This is a genomic window from Pedobacter psychrodurus (genome assembly GCF_032678585.1).
Classification (GTDB): Bacteria; Bacteroidota; Bacteroidia; order Sphingobacteriales; family Sphingobacteriaceae; genus Pedobacter; species Pedobacter psychrodurus_A.
The window spans coordinates 18,010-34,493 of record NZ_JAVTSN010000029.1 but is presented as its reverse complement, the minus strand read 5'-3'; the positions used below and the strand labels follow the sequence as shown (position 1 = coordinate 34,493).

The window sequence follows — 16,484 nt, the reverse complement described above, 5'->3', positions numbered from 1 at the left end:
AGATAAAAGACCTCACAGCAGAAAATCGTACAAACTGGTAAGCTATCCTCCTGAAAACCTGTTAAGTTTTAAATGGAATGCCCGGTATTGAAACAGGCATTTTGGTCTTTTTTGATAAAACTGGAATGCCCCAGGTTTTTAAAAGCACTGTTAATCATGTTCAGTCCCGAACAAAAACTGTCCGTTTTCGCACACCTCCTCATAAAAGCTGTCATAAATACTTTAACACCAACCTATTACGCTATATTATAGTTTTGGCATAAGCTTTGAACTTTTGGGATTACTGCACTAATCAATCATAGGATATTTAAATTAAACCTTAAAACTGAACAGCGTACACTTTGGAGCAATGAAAATTTACACTAATCAAAGCGGTGATTCAGCAATTGGCGGCCAGTCAACCGCCAGTGGGACCCAAAAGTTTAAAATACAGCTCAATTGAAAACCAAATATAAACCGTTAAAACATATAAAAATACAACTATGAAATTCATATATCTGCTTCTTCTGCTTACAATGGCACAGACCGTACATAGTCAAACACCACAGGGGCATTATGAAGGTGCCCTTACCCGGGATGGATCTGTCCAGACGATTTCATTTGATTTTGATATGGATAAAACAACCTACGGTATCCCCGAAATTGGTTATATGGATGTGGCCACAGAAAAAATCTCCAGGAGCAGAGACACCTTGAACATAAAAATATTCTATGGGGATTTCTACTGTTTTTTAGATCCCAGAACAGGAGATCTGACAGGCATAAGCAAGGACATGAACCCAAAGATCCGCATGCACCTAAAAAAAACGGTAGCGAAGGAAAAAAACTATTCAGAAGAAGAAATTACATTTACAAATGCAGGTATTTCACTGGCAGGCGTTTTGTTCAAACCCAACAAACCTGAAAAGCCGACCCCCTATGTGATCCTGATACACCGGTCCGGGTGGGAAGACAGGAACACAGCCTGGTATCATTCAATGGCCTACAGTCTGGCGAGCAATGGCATAGGCGTTTTACTTTATGATAAACGTGGAACCGGTAAATCAAAAGGTAATTTTTCATCAGCAGATTTCAATGATCTGGCAGATGATGCTGTTTCTGCTTTTAATTATCTCAAGAACAGAAAAGACATGGATTATACAAAAATAGGCTTTCTTGGCGCAAGCCAGGGCGGATGGATTGCACCTCTTGCAGCAAATAAAGTCTCAGACTGCGGCTTCGCAATCCTGGTGGTAGGCCCAGCGGTCTCCCTTTATGAGCAGGATATCAACCGCGTCCAATATACGTTGGCTGATGAAGGTTACCCGAAAAAATCCATTGACTCTGCACTTCATTATTCAGGACTTTTTTTCAAATATATCCAGAGTAATCATATAAAAGATTGGGAAGCCCTCAAAACATATGCAACAAAAATAAAAGATAAAAAATGGATAGATTATCTTGATATACCCCAGTCGCAAACCGGAGACGACGTATTATGGTGGAGAAAAAACAGGTATGACCCCAAAGAAGCCCTGAATAAAATAAAATGTCCTGTGCTGAATATTTTGGGAGAAAAAGATGTACTGGTGCCGCCGACCGAAAACAGGAATAAAATGGAAGCTTATCTGAAAAATGCTGGGGTGGATCATAAAATCGTTACCATAAAGGATTGCGGGCACGATATGATAACCAAGGGAGCGCTAAATGGCGCTAACTGGAACTGGCCAAACACATATTGGCAATGGGAAAAACAACCCCGTGAATTTTTCGGTTCCATACTTGATTTTATACAGAAATAAGACAAGACAGCCAACAAAAAAATATTCAACAGCTAAGCACCGTTCTGTATCCCACAACAGGCACGGGGAAAAACAATGATCATTAAAGCATTTCAGTACCCCTCGCCCCATTTGGAAATCATCACCGCCAAGGCTTTAATTTATCCCGTTTTTCCCGCCGATTACTTTTCTTATGCTGTAAATACACGATAAGGTTCACCCCACTGGGTAAAAACACAACACTGCAGATATTCCAGTAACTCACATTTCCTGAAGGATACTTTCCACTCCCCCATTTGGGGATCCCAAAGTCAGTCATAGCCCTGCCTGGTGATGGAGTGGCCCTGCAATTCCGCCCACAGGTGTAACCTGTAACCGTCAATTTCCCTGTTCTTTTTATAGTTGTAATAATAAAATCCGCACAGTGGCACGCACAGGGCAACTAGCCATAACTGCATTTTACGATGGGCTGCTCTTGTCATTTGAGGCTCTTGGACTTATTTTATTAAATCCCTGATAGCTGCCTGCTCCATGGAAACCGCATAGCGGCCCGCTAGCACCAATATTTCTTTCTCCCAATCATATATTTTGATCTTGGTATCAACCTGCGATGATAATTCATACAATTCAAAAACCTGTTTGAGACTAAAATTCTTAAATAAATCCAAAGGAGCTTCGGAGATATTGTCGTTTGTATAGCCTTTGAACAAAGGCCCGGACGCGAAGTCGTTATATACATCTGTCCAATTCATATCCCCATTGAGAATCTTTGTTTTTAATAGTTCCAATTCCTGTATTGACTTTTCGTCTGCAGATTTTTCAAGTGCAAAGAACTTATTCTTTATAGTCGATATACCAATCCTTTTGATATTGTCCTCCTTGATATGATAGTAGTTTGCAATATATTTGATATTATTATCTGCATAAAGAATATTAATATCAACCGTGTACATCAGCGCTTTAGATAGCAGTCCGGCATAACTGATCCTTCCATTGGTCTGCTGCTGCACCTCATTCCCAAGCCCCCCACAGTCAATGACCAACATTCTTTTTTTATCCAGCGCTACCCGATCAAGATGTAGCAATTCCAACAGGGTGGCATAGCCCAGGTTATCCACCGCACCGCCATCAATCACCCTGATGACAGAATCGGTATTCTTTATGCTGAGCTTAAGCATCGGCAGCACCCCTGGAAAAGCTGCACTGCCGGAAATGGCATAGCTTAATGGAAAACCATAGCCACTATTGATCTCAAACTGCTTTTTGGGAAGCAGTGAGCCATTTATTCTTAGCGCATTGATAATATGGGGCATAAATGGAAATCGTTCCCCGTTATTATAAATTGTGCCATTTGTAACAAAAATGGGAAACCTTACCTTCTTAAGCGAAGATTCAACCGGGATAAAAAAATCGCTTAAAAACATAGTATCAATCGGTTTATCCTCAAGATCCAGCTTGCCCAACTGCAATAATTCATGGTCGATCATAGTGGGATATGATTTAAATATTGCATTCCTTTCATATCCCGGTAATTTGGCCATGGTAATTGCACTTGCCCCCTTAAATAAAAACTCCTGAAAGCGTTTTTTTCTAGAATCCGATCTCCAGTAATCAAAGTAAGAAGGGTACTTATCCAGGATGTTGTTTTTTTTCAGGGTCAAATAATACCCGGCAGCAAAACCACCGCCCGACACGGTAGAAAAATAGTCAACTTCATTTAAAAAACTGCTTTGGCCTTTTTTAATATCATCGAGGCCAATCAGGACACCAGTCCCAAAATACTGGGCCTGGAGCCGCCACCCGAGATGGCAACCCCTAAGGCCAGGCCGCTAAGCTGGCCTTCCCTTTCCTGGGGAGATTTATAAAACCTGGTCTCAATTGCAGGTATTGGCTTATACCTGGTATTGGAATTAATGACTATCTTATTGTTTGCACATGAATTAAGAAAATTCATTGCCAGCACTGCCAACATTAAAGGCAGGAGATTGTTGTTCTGGTAGATTGATTTTTTGAGAGGCATTATGAAAATGGTTGTGGTGAACTGTTATACAATTTATTCCGGTCCGGTCATATAATGCGGCAGGTAAGTAGCCTATCAAACTTAACTTTAAAAAAATTAATAAGCAACTGATAATCAAATAAAAACCTGCAAAAGCACTAAACCCCAAGAATAAGCCTTCCCTGTCAGGGACAGACGCCGCACCGTTGCAGAACAAAGGTTACAGCAAATGGCCGGGCCTAATGGGAAAACCAGAACAATCACTACTTAATCTTATAGAGCAGCGCACAACCGCATGATCAAAACACAGCAAAAGATTCCCTTTATCCAAAGATGTTGAAAAAACTTAAGCACAAACGCCGGGCACTTAAAATATACGGTAATATCCGGCAAACCCGTGAAATGCAAAACGGGCCTACCCCAACAGCATAAGCAAACTGTTATCCTGGCCACTCAACCTTAAAGCCCAATTTAGTTCCAACCCGTTCCAGAACATGCCGTGAATTTTCCTGTCCGTTGCAAAAATAATCACTCATTGCGATCGTAATAACCGCGATCCTATCGGAGACTTTAAGAATTTGGTCACATAACAGATCAATATACCTATCCGACAAAAACTGAAAATACTGCGTGGAACTGAGATCAGTAAAAAAATAATCCAGATCAAGGTTTAAAATCCATTTATGCCTACTATCCTGGGAGACCTGGTAAGCAAGATCTGAATGCAACGAAGTTATTTCAGGATAATAGTTAATCGTTATGGCATCAGCGACATGACCGTCCCTATGTGTTGCAAAAATATTGTTATTGAAAAAATTGGGCAGTATATGGAATATATTCATAATATAGTTATCGAACCTAAAGACCTGCGAACCCATCAATGCACCAACATCCGTTTTTAAGGCAAGATATTGATCAATAGTCGCTAAATCCGAAATTTTCAAGTCCCGCAGAAATGAACGGGAAATATTGTCAATCAAATCAAAGTGACGGTCAATATGAAAAAAATTATAATCCTTTTTGGGATCCAGTTCATTTAACCAGCACCATCCCGCTGCCGCATGATTGTCCATTACATAGATATTCCCATGCTTAAATAAAAATCCAACATCATATACGCCACTATCTGGCGGATTGCCCTGGTCAGGTTTTTTGATCCACATATTTTTTTATTTAGAAATTAAACAGAAAGGTAGCAATTACATGCCATAGACGCGTATATGGGCAGAAATTTTAAACAGAGAATCCTTGGCACAGGAAATTAGTTTCAAGGGATCTTAAAGGCTCTTTTCTGTCAGGGACAGTCGCGGCAACCTTCCAGAACAAAAGATATAGCAAATGGCCCGGCCTATAGGAACAGCCAAAACATCCAAAAAAAACCTACAAAATTTCACTTCGATTAAAACAGGCAGTTAACCACAATACCACTGCCATATCATTCATATTTCCACCAAACCTTTGCCGCCACTGTCCAGAAACCGTAAATTATTACCCTCTTTTCCAATCATTTACACAATCAGAAGCTGTAACAGAGATTTCATAACGATTAATTATGGAAATTTATCGACATCACACCTACACATGAACATGGAAACACAAATTATTGACCTATCCAAAACTATTCAGTACAACCAGCACGACCCCTGGTTCATGAAAGTAAAGATCAAACACAAAGCACATATCAGATCGCGGTGGCTCATCAGGTTGGCACTGAAATTACCCTTTAAATTATTCCCCAAAAACTGGACAGGGTGGGCAGATGATACGATAACAAAAATGGGACTGCATTCAACAACCCATATCGATGCACCCTGGCACTATGGACCTATCGTGGAAGGCAAACCGGCCAGGACAATCGATCAGATCCCATTGGAATGGTGTTATGGCAATGGAATTGTAATAGACTGTTCCCACAAAGAAGATTTTGTTGCAATCACCGTAGAAGACCTCAGGCAGGACCTGGACAAAAACGGGATACAGATCAGCAAGGGAAATATAGTCCTGATCAGGACCGACCGCGATAAATTGATGGGCACCCCTGATTTCCCGCACAAAGGCACCGGAATGAGCAGGGAAGCAACCGAATGGCTGATCGATCAGGGCGTAAAAGTAATGGGAATTGATCAGTGGGGATGGGACCTTCCATTAAAATTCATGGCCGATAAAGCTAGGGCACTCAATGACCCGGAATATTTTTGGGAAGGCCACCGTGTGGGAATAGACAAAGAATATTTACATATGGAGCAACTTACCAACCTAAAGTCATTACCGCCCTGCGGATTTAAAGTCTGTGTTTTTCCGCTCAAGATCAAAGGAGGCTCGGCAGCTCCGGCAAGGGTCGTGGCGATACTGAATCCTTAAAGGATCAATGAAGGTTTTCTTAGATGAAATCCGATCAACCTATCCGTACCCCAGCCTGCGATGAAGATAGAGTATATAAATTGGGGTGATCATTCATCTGATCACCCAGTTTAAGAAGCCCGGCACGGGAAAGGTTATGGTCAATAAATAATACCGACCTCCCTTTCAGGGAACGCCCAGGCAATACAGCCTACCCCCTACATGGTTCCTATTTAAAGCGGCCATGTTTACGGAAAGCCTGGATCAGCTGGTAGACAAAATAGGCAATAACAATCCGGGCAGCCCCATCCAGAAAACGGGCAGACACCGGATAGCCATCCCCACTATTCAATGGGGCGAAAGTATCCCGTTTGTGCAGTGGATTTACAAATCAAAAAAATAATATAAGAGCTGACAGTGATAAAATGCCCTATATTTCCGGCGTGGAAAGGATCTACAGGGACTATACCGAGCGTGGCCAGGAACAAAGCATAAAATATTCCAGTTAGTAAACAGTGCCGTACTCCAGCTCTGACCATGATTTGATGAAATGCGGTTGAGCAGAAGAGTGCGTATTTCAATAAAAGTGACGAAGAACCAGTTTGAAGCGGAATGAGTTGTCACTTGGAAAACGGAACGAGCGGCCATTTTCCATGAAACACCCATATTAAAGTCAAAAGTATTTTGCGATACAATCTTTTCCACCCAAACTGTGGTCTTTGAGTGTCTCTTTTAAATGCCCATCGTCGTCCCAAAAATGCACAGACAGGTAAGATGCCAGGCTGGAACAATTTTATTCGTTAGTAAACCTTATGTTTTGGTTATTTGGTTTCTTAAATGAAAAACATGAATCAATTAATGGTATTTTGTATTCATCGTCTATGTAGATTTTTGAGTGAAAAACATTACGGATAAGTGCATTTTTGTTTTTAAATATGATAATCTTTCCCAGACTTACGTCCTGAGATATATAATCTTTATATTCATTATAATTAAATATTTTCCATTTATTTTTATTTAAATAATTATAATAACTCTCAGAAAGATCTACAACATACATTCTACGATTAATTTCTATAACATTAAATTTCCCGAGATATAAAAAATCAGATGGGCTACACTGAAGAACTGACACCCTTTTTAGAATGCTTACCATTTTATCTGTTAAGAAACTCAACTCATAATCTATTTGAACATTTTGCTTCTTACCACAATAATTGATTCTTAAAGACCTCTCTATATCGGAAAAAATAATCGAGTTAAATTTGGGATTATTGAGTAGGGGGTATTTAACTTTAATTCCTATTTTTTTATAATCTTTCTGATTATATTTCACCTCTTTATTAGGTTTTTCTAATTCATCCAACAAGGCGACTAAGTACTCATTATTTTTATAACTTTTCTTTTCAGTTTTTTTAGTGGCATATCTTTTTATTTTAGCTTCATTGTTTTTATTCTGTTTCTTTTCTTTACAACTCATAACAAGGCAAAAAAAACTGACTAGTATAATAAATCTTAACTTCATATATTTACTATTTAAAAATTGTGGGAGTTTCTAATCTCTTTATTGCATTTTCAATTTGCGTATTTCACTAAATCTGTACAGTCCGTTTCGCTCCAAACTGTACGCGAATTTGGCTGCCGGATTTTTTGCTAAGTCATTCCTTTCCCTCTGAATGCATAGCGGCTTGGCTGCAAATTTACTTCTTCCCCTAGGAGCTCCACGGTTTCACGTTCGGGGTCCTCATTTCCCGCTTTCCTTTAGATCATCATCCTTCAGATGAAACCGTAAAATCCATCAAAAAGGCGCTCTGAGGCGCTTAAACTCAATCTGATGAAGCAAGATCACACCAGATATCGATTTTACCTCTGGGGCTTTAAATTGCCCTGAACTTAGAAATTTTATTGGAACTGCTGTGTGAAGAAATTCCGACCTGAAGATCAGGGCGTACAGTTTGGAGCGAAAGAAGGTGTCAGCATAAATGCGAAACGCGCGTACACATTTGCCGAAATGCCCAGTCTGTCCTCATAATGTAAGCGTCAATTTTTGAATTCGGATTTTTCTCTCCAGCATATTTTTTAACTGTTTTTTCACTCAGGCCAGCAGGATTAAATGTAATCGCGTCTCAACCCGTAGCATAAGCATTGAGAGCTGCCTCACCTCCCCCAAGCGAATGTCCAGTAAAGGTTAATTCAGAATTTCCAAGTCTATTATTTATCTCTATTGCATTTGATGAAGCCTGTTCATATTGTGATGATGTTCCCATTGGCTGTGCAACATCCGCAATGATGTCACCCTTCTTATCATTTGTACCAGCAGTTGCATATGCATATTCGACTTCTCCTTTTCTATCTCCACTTGTTATTTTTCTTTCATATAATGCCGATAATAATCCGTTATCTGCATGGGTATATTCAATTCCTTTCACTTTTGATGAAACTTTCCAACCTCCAACCAAAATATCGTCACTTTGATCCCCGTAAACATGGGCTGCCATGGCCGCTGCCTCTCTAGGGGTTGGTTTATCTGGCATCATCCCGTCTGGATCGACGAACCTAATGGGATTGTTGAAGGCATAGTTATATGGACTATGCCGCCTCATCTCTTCCGCCAACGGATCAATCACATTCCACCTTCCAATCACCGGGTCATAGAACCTCGCCCCGTAGTCAAACACCCTCACGCAACCATTTTAAGATTATTCTATAATCAAAGTCTATTTTTAAGATACGGACTTAAATCTACATCATCCCCTAACCAGTGGTATGGAGTACCTTCAAGCGGTAACTTAAAATTTTCAAAATCAGTCTTTTCATTCGCTTCTATCCATTTTCTAAAAATATCATAAACTTCATTAACTTTCACCCTATCAAAATTAATTTGTTTACCTGTCATCCTTTCTATTAAAATGGGTTGAATCGGGGGGGTGTTTTTAGTAAGAATCCATGTGAAAGAAAATAATGCTTCTATCTCAATAGTAAAACCCTTAACATTCGGAATAGTCCATCTAGTAGTGTAATTATTACTATTTGGTCTTTTTATCTTCATAAAATAATATTTATTACTTCTTGTTGTATCTCCTTTAAATTGGAGGAACTCTTTAAGAAGTTCAATCTTCATTATTTTAGTAAAGTTAAGTTTCCCAATTATTTCTCTATCATCACCTAAATCTAACCTTTCACCAATATCTCCACCTGGCAGAGGTTCCCTAATTGAAATATGTTGTCCGCAGTTATTTTTAGAATAACTATAAGGCGATTTTTCTAATAACTTAAGTGCTTGCTTATTATTTGGAACTATCTGGTATTTTTGACCAAAACTTAAAGCGCATAAGTGCATAAACACCAACAAGTACATACCCAGTTTTATCATTGCTTATTTTTCTTATAATAAGTTCTTCTAGCATCTTTAGCATCCACTCCAGCCACATTACCTCATGTACACTAGCTATTGCAAACATTTCCTTTTTTAATACATCTGTGATTTTATTAAGGCCAAAGGCCGAACTTTCAGCATATATGGTCGCTGATTTACTGAGAAGTTCTGAATTACTAATTTTCAATTCTGTAATTCCATTTTTTTTTATAGCATAACCATCGCCTTGTTGGGTATAGGATCCATCTTTTGCAACATATGCTTTGTCATCTTCAATATGATCTGTTCCAAGCCATTTACCGTCAGTACCATAATAATCACCAAACATACCATCCGGATCGATAAATAATATTGGGTTATTAAAGGCATAATTATAGGGTGTAGACTTAGGATCCTTCTCCGCCATTGGATCTACCACATTCCATCTTCCGATCACCGGATCATAGAACCTTGCGCCGTAATCTCATGGCTTTGTCTATAAGGTCTGTTTCAAGAGTGTTTCAATGTTATTAACATTATCCTCACCCAACCACTTATAGTTTCTGCCTTCTAATGGCCACGACAATTCAGAAAAATTCCCTTTCTTCATCTTTACAAACCATTCTCTGTAAATCTTATAAACTATATCCAAATCATTCCGCTTGAAATTGCATGTTTCTCCGGTTTGCTTATTTATTAAAACTGGAGAAATAATTACGCTACCTTTAAATAGCATTGTTGTCATAGAATATAGTGCTTCAACTTCTACTGGGTATCTTATATTTTTTTTTGAAATCTCAAGTCTATTATGACTTCTTCCGTAAATGTTTGAAAAATATTTATTACTAACACAGGTGTCGCCATAAAAACTCAGATACTCACGAAGAATCTTTATTCGATCCGTCTTATTTAATCCCAGTCTATCAAAAGCAATTCGATCATCCGAGGGGAATTCTGTAAGTGAATTTTCCTTGTACAGCACTTCTATATGCCTTTCACATGTTTGACTTTGTGTAACAGAATCAGAAAGAGAGAGATATTTTAATTGAAGTTGCTTGTTGACAAATGCACTAGAACAACTAAAAAAATAAAAACATACAGTCATAACTACACTTGTCACTAGATTTGAGTTATTCTTTTTCATTCTTTTTAAAATATCTTCTTAAATAATCCATAATTTGATTGAATCCGTCCGTTCCTTTATCATACTTTACATAATTCGTTGCTTCTTGCCGGTTTTCTTTTTTTCTTACAGGACCTATATCATTTTTCGATGTATATCCGTCAGGTTTAGACGTAGCTGAATGAAAGGGTTCCCAAACATCTCCGATTGTACTTCCCCCCACTGTCATTACATCATGATCAGGAACTTCTATACCCGAAGAACCTTTATCTGATATCCCTAAATCCGTATACTCATCTCTTAAAATTTTACCAGCCCCCTCTGCATCAATAACGAATTCACCATCACCAAGCGTCAAACCATGGCAATTAGCCATAAATTGAGAAATAGGAATACCATTTACGCTCGTCGAATTTTCTATATCTATTAGCGTAATCTTCCCGTCTTTATCTGTAAATTTGATGCCGCTTAACTTATCAACGAGGACATCCGCTTTTTTATCAGTACGTATTGTTCCAGTTTGATATGTCAACGAGTAGGTTCCACTAGCATTAGTAGCATCCCTTGTGAAACTATTTCCTGATGAAGTAAAGATTATCTTGCCGGTTGCAGGATCTCGTTCGATCATCCCATCAGCATCGATATATCTCACTGGATTATCATAAGCATATCGATAAGGAGACCAACGTCTGTTTACCTCTGCCAACGGATCAATCACGTTCCACCTACCAATCACCGGATCATAGAATCTTGCCCCGTAATCGTATTGCCCCAGCTCCTCCTGTTTCTCTTTATTATTGTATTTGTAATTATTCAATGTTGAACCAATATAGGCATTTCCTGGATTCATATCCAGTCCAAAAGCATAATAGTCCTGTACCTGGATGATGCCCCCATCCTGTTTGATGCCGGCACGGGTATTACCTAAATGGTCCCTCAAGAAATATTCATAAACAAAACTCCTCCCACTCGGAACCGCGCGGCCTTCTTCAGTTGGAATAAATTCAAGACTTCCGTTACTGTATTCAATTCCATCAATGTAATCCCGCGTCATCGCGCCGGGTACTTTTTTCACCTTGTTCCCTCCGGCAATGTAAGTGTAATTTATGCTTCCGGTACTTCTGGTTACGGTGTTTGGCAGGTTAAGGTAATTGTAGCTGATTCCTGTAACCAGGTTCCTGGAATCAACACTTACATTTCCGTTATCATCATACTGATACGAACCGTCCTGGTTCGCAGTGCCCGTGTCCTCTAGGCTAAGCAGTTTATTGCCCGTATTGGTGCCACTGCTATAAGTATATACGAATTTATTAAGGAAAGTATTAGCAGCAGTACTGTTTGTCCTGTTGAGCGTCAGGATATTGCCCCTCAGGTCATAGCTAAGCTCTTCATTAAATCTGTTCAGGTTTCCCGGCGTGGTGTACACAGCCTTTCTCAGCCTGTGGACCTTATCATATTCATAGGAAAAGCTTTGCACCCCCTGAAAGAGACTTAATCCGGCAGGTACCACCGTCTGCCAGCTTAGCTGAGCAATATTACCGTTATACTGCGGCAGGCTGCCCTCCGCATATTGCAGGCGCTCGGCAAAAACGGCGGACGGACTGGACGGGGCTCGAGTCCAATCCATATATCACTGACTATTAAAACTACAAATAGTGCCAAGACGAGTCAAACTTAATCACCAAACCAGTATTTCATATCAATTTTACAATTTTCATCAAGAGTAGTACCAGCAGTTAGGACAAATTTTTGCCCTGAAATGGATAGAAAATGAAAAGAGTTATTGATATTTATGTTGTCTTGAATTTGTTTGTCAACAGAAAAAATAGCCTCTGGAACTTCTGGCATACGATCATAAGAAAAATGCCATGAGCCATTCTTGAAAGTTCCTTGTATTATTCGAATCTGATCAGTTTTTAAATCAGTAACTGTCTGTTGCAAAAGAAGTAATAAACATTTGTTCTTTGCTTCATTAAAAAATATTACACTATCAATTTTAGATGAAGAAATGAATGAACTGTCCGCATATGGTATCTTACCGTCTTTGTTCTTTAAACTGATCAAAACCGCCGAAGCTGACTTTAATACCCCTTCATATATTTTTTCTTTCTGAATACTTATTTGGTTTATGTCATTACATGCCATTTTATTGACGACAGCACCTGTACAGCCAAATGAGATCACCATACAGACGATAACAAAGTTCCTGATAAATTTAATCTTTTTCATTATATTATCTTACGTTAACAGTTACACCCTTCCCTCTAAAGTATGAAATTATCTCATCCAAGTTTGTTCCAACCGAATGCCCTCCTAAGCTATCATCGTCATGAGTACCATTTGATATAAATTGACTTATACCTCGTATACGTGAAAAACTTGTTTTTCCCTTTAAAGGAGATAAAAAATTCCATACAGAAGCAACTCTATCTTTTGATGAAGATATCTGAGTTCCCTTAATGTTTGACGGATGATTAAAATCAGCAGGTTGATGGGGTTCGAGATATACCACTTCTTGGAGTATTGAAGCATATTTTTTACTTTTAGAAAAAACTGACGCCATACCTGCTGCAAAAGCGCCCCCCTGACTATGCCCAACTATTTTGATTGTTTCTCCTTTTGAAAGAGATATATCTCCATTCTCAAGTTGAGAAATTAGGTTGTTTGCTGAGGCAATACCTTCAGTAAAACGATCTTGTGCATCAGAAGTATTATCTGATGACGCATTTATATACATAGAATTATTATCCTTATATCCTTGCATAAATGCGTTATCTACATTACCCCAATAATCATGAGGTCTATTCTTGTTATTATATATTAAATAAGGATATCCTTGTGTTAAATCTCTTGAGGGGGGGTATGGAGTATAGTTCCAATTAGGTATACCCCCAAAAATATATCTGTCATTATCTTGCTTATACCAATGCAGAGGTATAAATCCATTTACAAAAATCACAAGATTTCCATCAGGATCAATTGCATTTACAGGATCATTAACTGCATAAACATATGGACTTACAGCTTCATAAGCTTCTGTTTTATTATCTATTCTATTCCACCTGCCTATCACCGGGTCATAGAACCTTGCCCCGTAATCGTATTGCCCCAGCTCGTCCTGTTTCTCTTTATTATTATATTTGTAATTATTCAATGCTGAACCAATATAGGCATTTCCAGGATTCATATCCAGTCCAAAAGCATAATAGTCCTGTACCTGGATGATGCCCCCATCCTGTTTGATGCCGGCACGGGTATTACCTAAATGGTCCCTCAAGAAATATTCATAAACAAAACTTCCCCCACTCGGAACCGCGCGGCCTTCTTCAGTTGGAATAAATTCAAGACTTCCGTTACTGTATTCAATTCCATCAATGTAATCCCGCGTCATCGCGCCGGATACTTTTTTCACCTTGTTCCCTCCGGCAATGTAAGTGTAATTTATGCTTCCGGTACTTCTGGTTACGGTGTTTGGCAGGTTAAGGTAATTGTAGCTGATTCCTGTAACCAGGTTCCTGGAATCAACACTTACATTTCCGTTATCATCATACTGATACGAACCATCCTGGTTCGCAGTGCCCGTGTCCTCTAGGCTAAGCAGTTTATTGCCCGTATTGGTGCCACTGCTATAAGTATATACGAATTTATTAAGGAAAGTATTAGCAGCAGTACTGTTTGTCCTGTTGAGCGTCAGGATATTGCCCCTCAGGTCATAGCTAAGCTCTTCATTAAATCTGTTCAGGTTTCCCGGCGTGGTGTACACCGCCTTTCTCAGCCTGTTGACCTTATCATATTCATAGGAAAAGCTTTGCACCCCCTGAAAGAGACTTAATCCGGCAGGTACCACCGTCTGCCAGCTTAGCTGAGCAATATTACCGTTATACTGCGGCAGGCTGCCCTCCGCATATTGCACGCGCTCGGCAAAAACGGTGGACGGACTGACCGCGTCCGGGTCGTTTATGCTGTTGAGCCACCCCCGCTCATTATAAAGATAGCTGGCCGTATTTATAAACGACTGCCCCTCATTACTGCTGTGCAACTGTTTCGTCCGGAGCTGTCCGATCTCGTTATAAGCCAGCTTTGAAAGAATGATAGGTGCCGCACCGTTAATACTTTCAGTGGTCTGGATCTTTCGGCCCATGTGATCGTAACCATAGTTTACGGCAATAGTGGTTGTCTGGCTTCCTTTGGTATGCGTTCTTGTTGTAGAGGTTACGGCATTGGTAAAATCAAAAGTATTCACCACACGGTCTTTCCCCCCTACACTGTTGTCCTTTAGTGTTTCTTTTAAATGTCCGTCATCGTCATAAAAATTTACCGACAGGTAGGAGGCAGATCCCGAGGTAGTGTAGGTCCTGGTCCCGGTCAATAATCCTTTGGTCATGGTGCCTGCCGTATTCTGTGGCACAAAAGCAAGTGCACCCGGAAAAGTATAATCGTCATAATAATTGACAACCTGTGTATTGCCTAAAACTACCGGGTAAGTATTATAGGTCCCTGAACTGTTCATGTAACCATTGCCGGCATTTGAAGTCCGTATTTCCCATGGCGGACCGGAGGGAACGGCATCAACGTTGGACTGCATCAAAAGCCGCCTTGACGTATTTGCTGTACTGCCCGCATCAATAAAAATTCCGCTGGCCACTGTACGGCCAAACTTATCGTATTTGGTCACATACCACTCCTGGTTACTGTGGTTGCGCTGGTTGGCATCCTGGGCCATCACCACACGGTTAAGCTTATCATATACAAGGTACTCCCAGCCCTTACCCGGCAGCTTTTTTTCTATAAGCCTGTTTTTGCTGTCATAACGGTACTGATAACAGATGTTATCCAGCTGCTGCGCATTGGGCCCTATAAATACCCCGGCCGGTATGGTCGCGGGGTCACTGTACTGGGGGTCCCCATAGATTGCCGGCGGAAGAACGAATATGAGATTGCCATAATCATCATACACGTAATGGGTGTTCAGAACTTCGGCCTGTCCGTCGGCTTTTCTGTTATAGGCACGCCTGAGCAGAACATGCCCCTCAAAATCCTTAAATTCTGCGGTGGTACCTATGAGCCCATCACTTACCTGCCAATTTTCATCCCTGGATACCGTTTTGATCAAAGTACCGGCAGGCCATGGACTCTGAAAAGTATTAAAAGAAAACTGGTTTGTGCCCGTGTTAAGATATGGGAAGTACTGCCCTGCCTCATTGACCGCATTGTAGCTATATTCTGTTTTGATCGTGTGCCCCTGGGATAACTGCCATGGATCCCCGGGAGCACCCTGTTCAAGCGGCCGCTCAAGCATGGAAGTTTCATACCGGGTTTCTGCAAACGGTGCAGGGATCCTGGCAACACCATTTGGAAGCTGGCTGCCCGTACTGCCCCCGGGATTATAAAAAACATACACGCCGTCCCCACCGGAAGTATTCCAAGGGTATAATGTCCCGCTTAAAGCCTTGGCATAAGGAAGGAACTTTTTCACCTCCCGGCCAACGGAATTATATTCGAACGGCTGGATCAGGTCTTTTGTGCCGTCCGCGCTGCCCCTTACCTGCGAGACCTGTATAGGGCGGCCCAGTCCGTCAAAATATTTCACCGTCAGCATCAGTTCACAGATATTCTTCGTCCGCAGGTCCGTTGCCGCGGAAAAGGCTTGACGCGGCGTATAAACAGCGATATAATTCTGGTCCCCGGTAAATGGCGCTGCCATAGGCGTACAGTTGCTGATAAAGGCCCTGAAAGCTCCGCCCGGCTGCGTAGCGAAGCCCGGTGCAAGGATTATGCTTCCGGTACTGTAAAAATCCCCGGACATATTGTCCTGATCAAGCGGAGCGGTAACCAAGGTCTGGCCATAACCAGTCAGGCCGGTCAAAAGGAAAAATTGAACCAGGAGAATGAGTTTTTTCATCGGTT

General features: G+C 40.5%; 12 protein-coding genes and 2 pseudogenes. 3 read left to right on the top strand and 11 right to left on the bottom strand.

What is annotated here, in order from left to right; translation table 11 throughout:
* Nucleotides 1-482 precede the first annotated feature (482 nt).
* Nucleotides 483-1,781, top strand: a complete 1,299-nt coding sequence (locus R2S57_RS18515; RefSeq protein ID WP_316846430.1) for an alpha/beta hydrolase family protein — start codon at nucleotides 483-485, stop codon at nucleotides 1,779-1,781.
* A 476-nt stretch (nucleotides 1,782-2,257) separates the two neighbouring features.
* On the opposite strand, the gene R2S57_RS18510 is transcribed toward R2S57_RS18515, so the two are convergent.
* The 3 genes from R2S57_RS18510 to R2S57_RS18500 all read right to left on the bottom strand — a co-directional run bounded on the left by R2S57_RS18510 (nucleotide 2,258) and on the right by R2S57_RS18500 (nucleotide 4,922).
* Entirely contained in the window at nucleotides 2,258-3,421 is a 1,164-nt protein-coding gene (locus tag R2S57_RS18510; RefSeq protein ID WP_316846429.1) for a hypothetical protein, read from the bottom strand.
* Nucleotides 3,422-3,519: 98 nt separating this feature from the next.
* On the bottom strand, nucleotides 3,520-3,780 hold the full coding sequence (locus tag R2S57_RS18505; RefSeq protein ID WP_316846428.1) for a hypothetical protein: 261 nt from the start codon (nucleotides 3,778-3,780) through the stop codon (nucleotides 3,520-3,522).
* Between the two features lie 419 nt (nucleotides 3,781-4,199).
* A complete protein-coding gene (locus R2S57_RS18500) occupies nucleotides 4,200-4,922 on the bottom strand; it encodes a UPF0489 family protein (RefSeq protein ID WP_316846427.1) in 723 nt (240 codons plus the stop codon).
* Between the two features lie 424 nt (nucleotides 4,923-5,346).
* On the opposite strand from R2S57_RS18500, the gene R2S57_RS18495 reads away from it, so the two are divergent.
* Both R2S57_RS18495 and R2S57_RS18490 read left to right on the top strand, forming a co-directional pair.
* Nucleotides 5,347-6,120 carry a cyclase family protein gene (locus R2S57_RS18495; RefSeq protein WP_316846426.1) on the top strand — a complete coding sequence of 258 codons (774 nt, stop codon included), beginning with the start codon at nucleotides 5,347-5,349 and terminating at the stop codon, nucleotides 6,118-6,120.
* A gap of 223 nt (nucleotides 6,121-6,343) precedes the next feature.
* Complete coding sequence (locus R2S57_RS18490; RefSeq protein WP_316846425.1) at nucleotides 6,344-6,502, top strand: hypothetical protein; 159 nt, start codon at nucleotides 6,344-6,346, stop codon at nucleotides 6,500-6,502.
* A gap of 390 nt (nucleotides 6,503-6,892) precedes the next feature.
* Here R2S57_RS18490 and R2S57_RS18485 read toward each other — a convergent pair whose 3' ends face one another.
* The 8 genes and pseudogenes from R2S57_RS18485 to R2S57_RS18450 all read right to left on the bottom strand — a co-directional run bounded on the left by R2S57_RS18485 (nucleotide 6,893) and on the right by R2S57_RS18450 (nucleotide 16,479).
* Nucleotides 6,893-7,624 carry a hypothetical protein gene (locus R2S57_RS18485; protein WP_316826020.1) on the bottom strand — a complete coding sequence of 244 codons (732 nt, stop codon included), beginning with the start codon at nucleotides 7,622-7,624 and terminating at the stop codon, nucleotides 6,893-6,895.
* A 601-nt stretch (nucleotides 7,625-8,225) separates the two neighbouring features.
* Nucleotides 8,226-8,774: pseudogene (locus R2S57_RS18480) on the bottom strand (RHS repeat-associated core domain-containing protein); the annotation flags it as partial.
* A 35-nt stretch (nucleotides 8,775-8,809) separates the two neighbouring features.
* On the bottom strand, nucleotides 8,810-9,472 hold the full coding sequence (locus R2S57_RS18475; RefSeq protein ID WP_316826018.1) for a hypothetical protein: 663 nt from the start codon (nucleotides 9,470-9,472) through the stop codon (nucleotides 8,810-8,812).
* A pseudogene (locus R2S57_RS18470) lies at nucleotides 9,387-9,923 on the bottom strand (RHS repeat domain-containing protein); the annotation flags it as partial. The pseudogene R2S57_RS18470 and the gene R2S57_RS18475, both read right to left, overlap by 86 nt.
* A 27-nt stretch (nucleotides 9,924-9,950) precedes the next feature.
* On the bottom strand, nucleotides 9,951-10,598 hold the full coding sequence (locus R2S57_RS18465; RefSeq protein ID WP_316826017.1) for a hypothetical protein: 648 nt from the start codon (nucleotides 10,596-10,598) through the stop codon (nucleotides 9,951-9,953).
* Nucleotides 10,585-12,204, bottom strand: a complete 1,620-nt coding sequence (locus R2S57_RS18460; RefSeq protein WP_316846424.1) for an RHS repeat-associated core domain-containing protein — start codon at nucleotides 12,202-12,204, stop codon at nucleotides 10,585-10,587. The genes R2S57_RS18465 and R2S57_RS18460 overlap by 14 nt, the downstream gene beginning before the upstream one ends.
* A 47-nt stretch (nucleotides 12,205-12,251) precedes the next feature.
* Nucleotides 12,252-12,806 (bottom strand): hypothetical protein, encoded by a 555-nt coding sequence (locus tag R2S57_RS18455; protein ID WP_316826015.1) that lies wholly within the window; start codon nucleotides 12,804-12,806, stop codon nucleotides 12,252-12,254.
* 4 nt (nucleotides 12,807-12,810) lie between these two features.
* Nucleotides 12,811-16,479 carry a DUF6443 domain-containing protein gene (locus tag R2S57_RS18450; protein WP_316846423.1) on the bottom strand — a complete coding sequence of 1,223 codons (3,669 nt, stop codon included), beginning with the start codon at nucleotides 16,477-16,479 and terminating at the stop codon, nucleotides 12,811-12,813.
* Nucleotides 16,480-16,484 lie beyond the last annotated feature (5 nt).

Coding starts and splice junctions, on each gene's coding strand:
- R2S57_RS18465 (WP_316826017.1), bottom strand. CDS start 10,598: ATGAAAAAGAATAACTCAAATCTAGTGACAAGTGTAGTTATGACTGTA.
- R2S57_RS18485 (WP_316826020.1), bottom strand. CDS start 7,624: ATGAAGTTAAGATTTATTATACTAGTCAGTTTTTTTTGCCTTGTTATG.
- R2S57_RS18515 (WP_316846430.1), top strand. CDS start 483: ATGAAATTCATATATCTGCTTCTTCTGCTTACAATGGCACAGACCGTA.
- R2S57_RS18500 (WP_316846427.1), bottom strand. CDS start 4,922: ATGTGGATCAAAAAACCTGACCAGGGCAATCCGCCAGATAGTGGCGTA.
- R2S57_RS18490 (WP_316846425.1), top strand. CDS start 6,344: ATGTTTACGGAAAGCCTGGATCAGCTGGTAGACAAAATAGGCAATAAC.
- R2S57_RS18475 (WP_316826018.1), bottom strand. CDS start 9,472: ATGATAAAACTGGGTATGTACTTGTTGGTGTTTATGCACTTATGCGCT.
- R2S57_RS18460 (WP_316846424.1), bottom strand. CDS start 12,204: ATGGATTGGACTCGAGCCCCGTCCAGTCCGTCCGCCGTTTTTGCCGAG.
- R2S57_RS18505 (WP_316846428.1), bottom strand. CDS start 3,780: ATGCCTCTCAAAAAATCAATCTACCAGAACAACAATCTCCTGCCTTTA.
- R2S57_RS18455 (WP_316826015.1), bottom strand. CDS start 12,806: ATGAAAAAGATTAAATTTATCAGGAACTTTGTTATCGTCTGTATGGTG.
- R2S57_RS18495 (WP_316846426.1), top strand. CDS start 5,347: ATGGAAACACAAATTATTGACCTATCCAAAACTATTCAGTACAACCAG.
- R2S57_RS18450 (WP_316846423.1), bottom strand. CDS start 16,479: ATGAAAAAACTCATTCTCCTGGTTCAATTTTTCCTTTTGACCGGCCTG.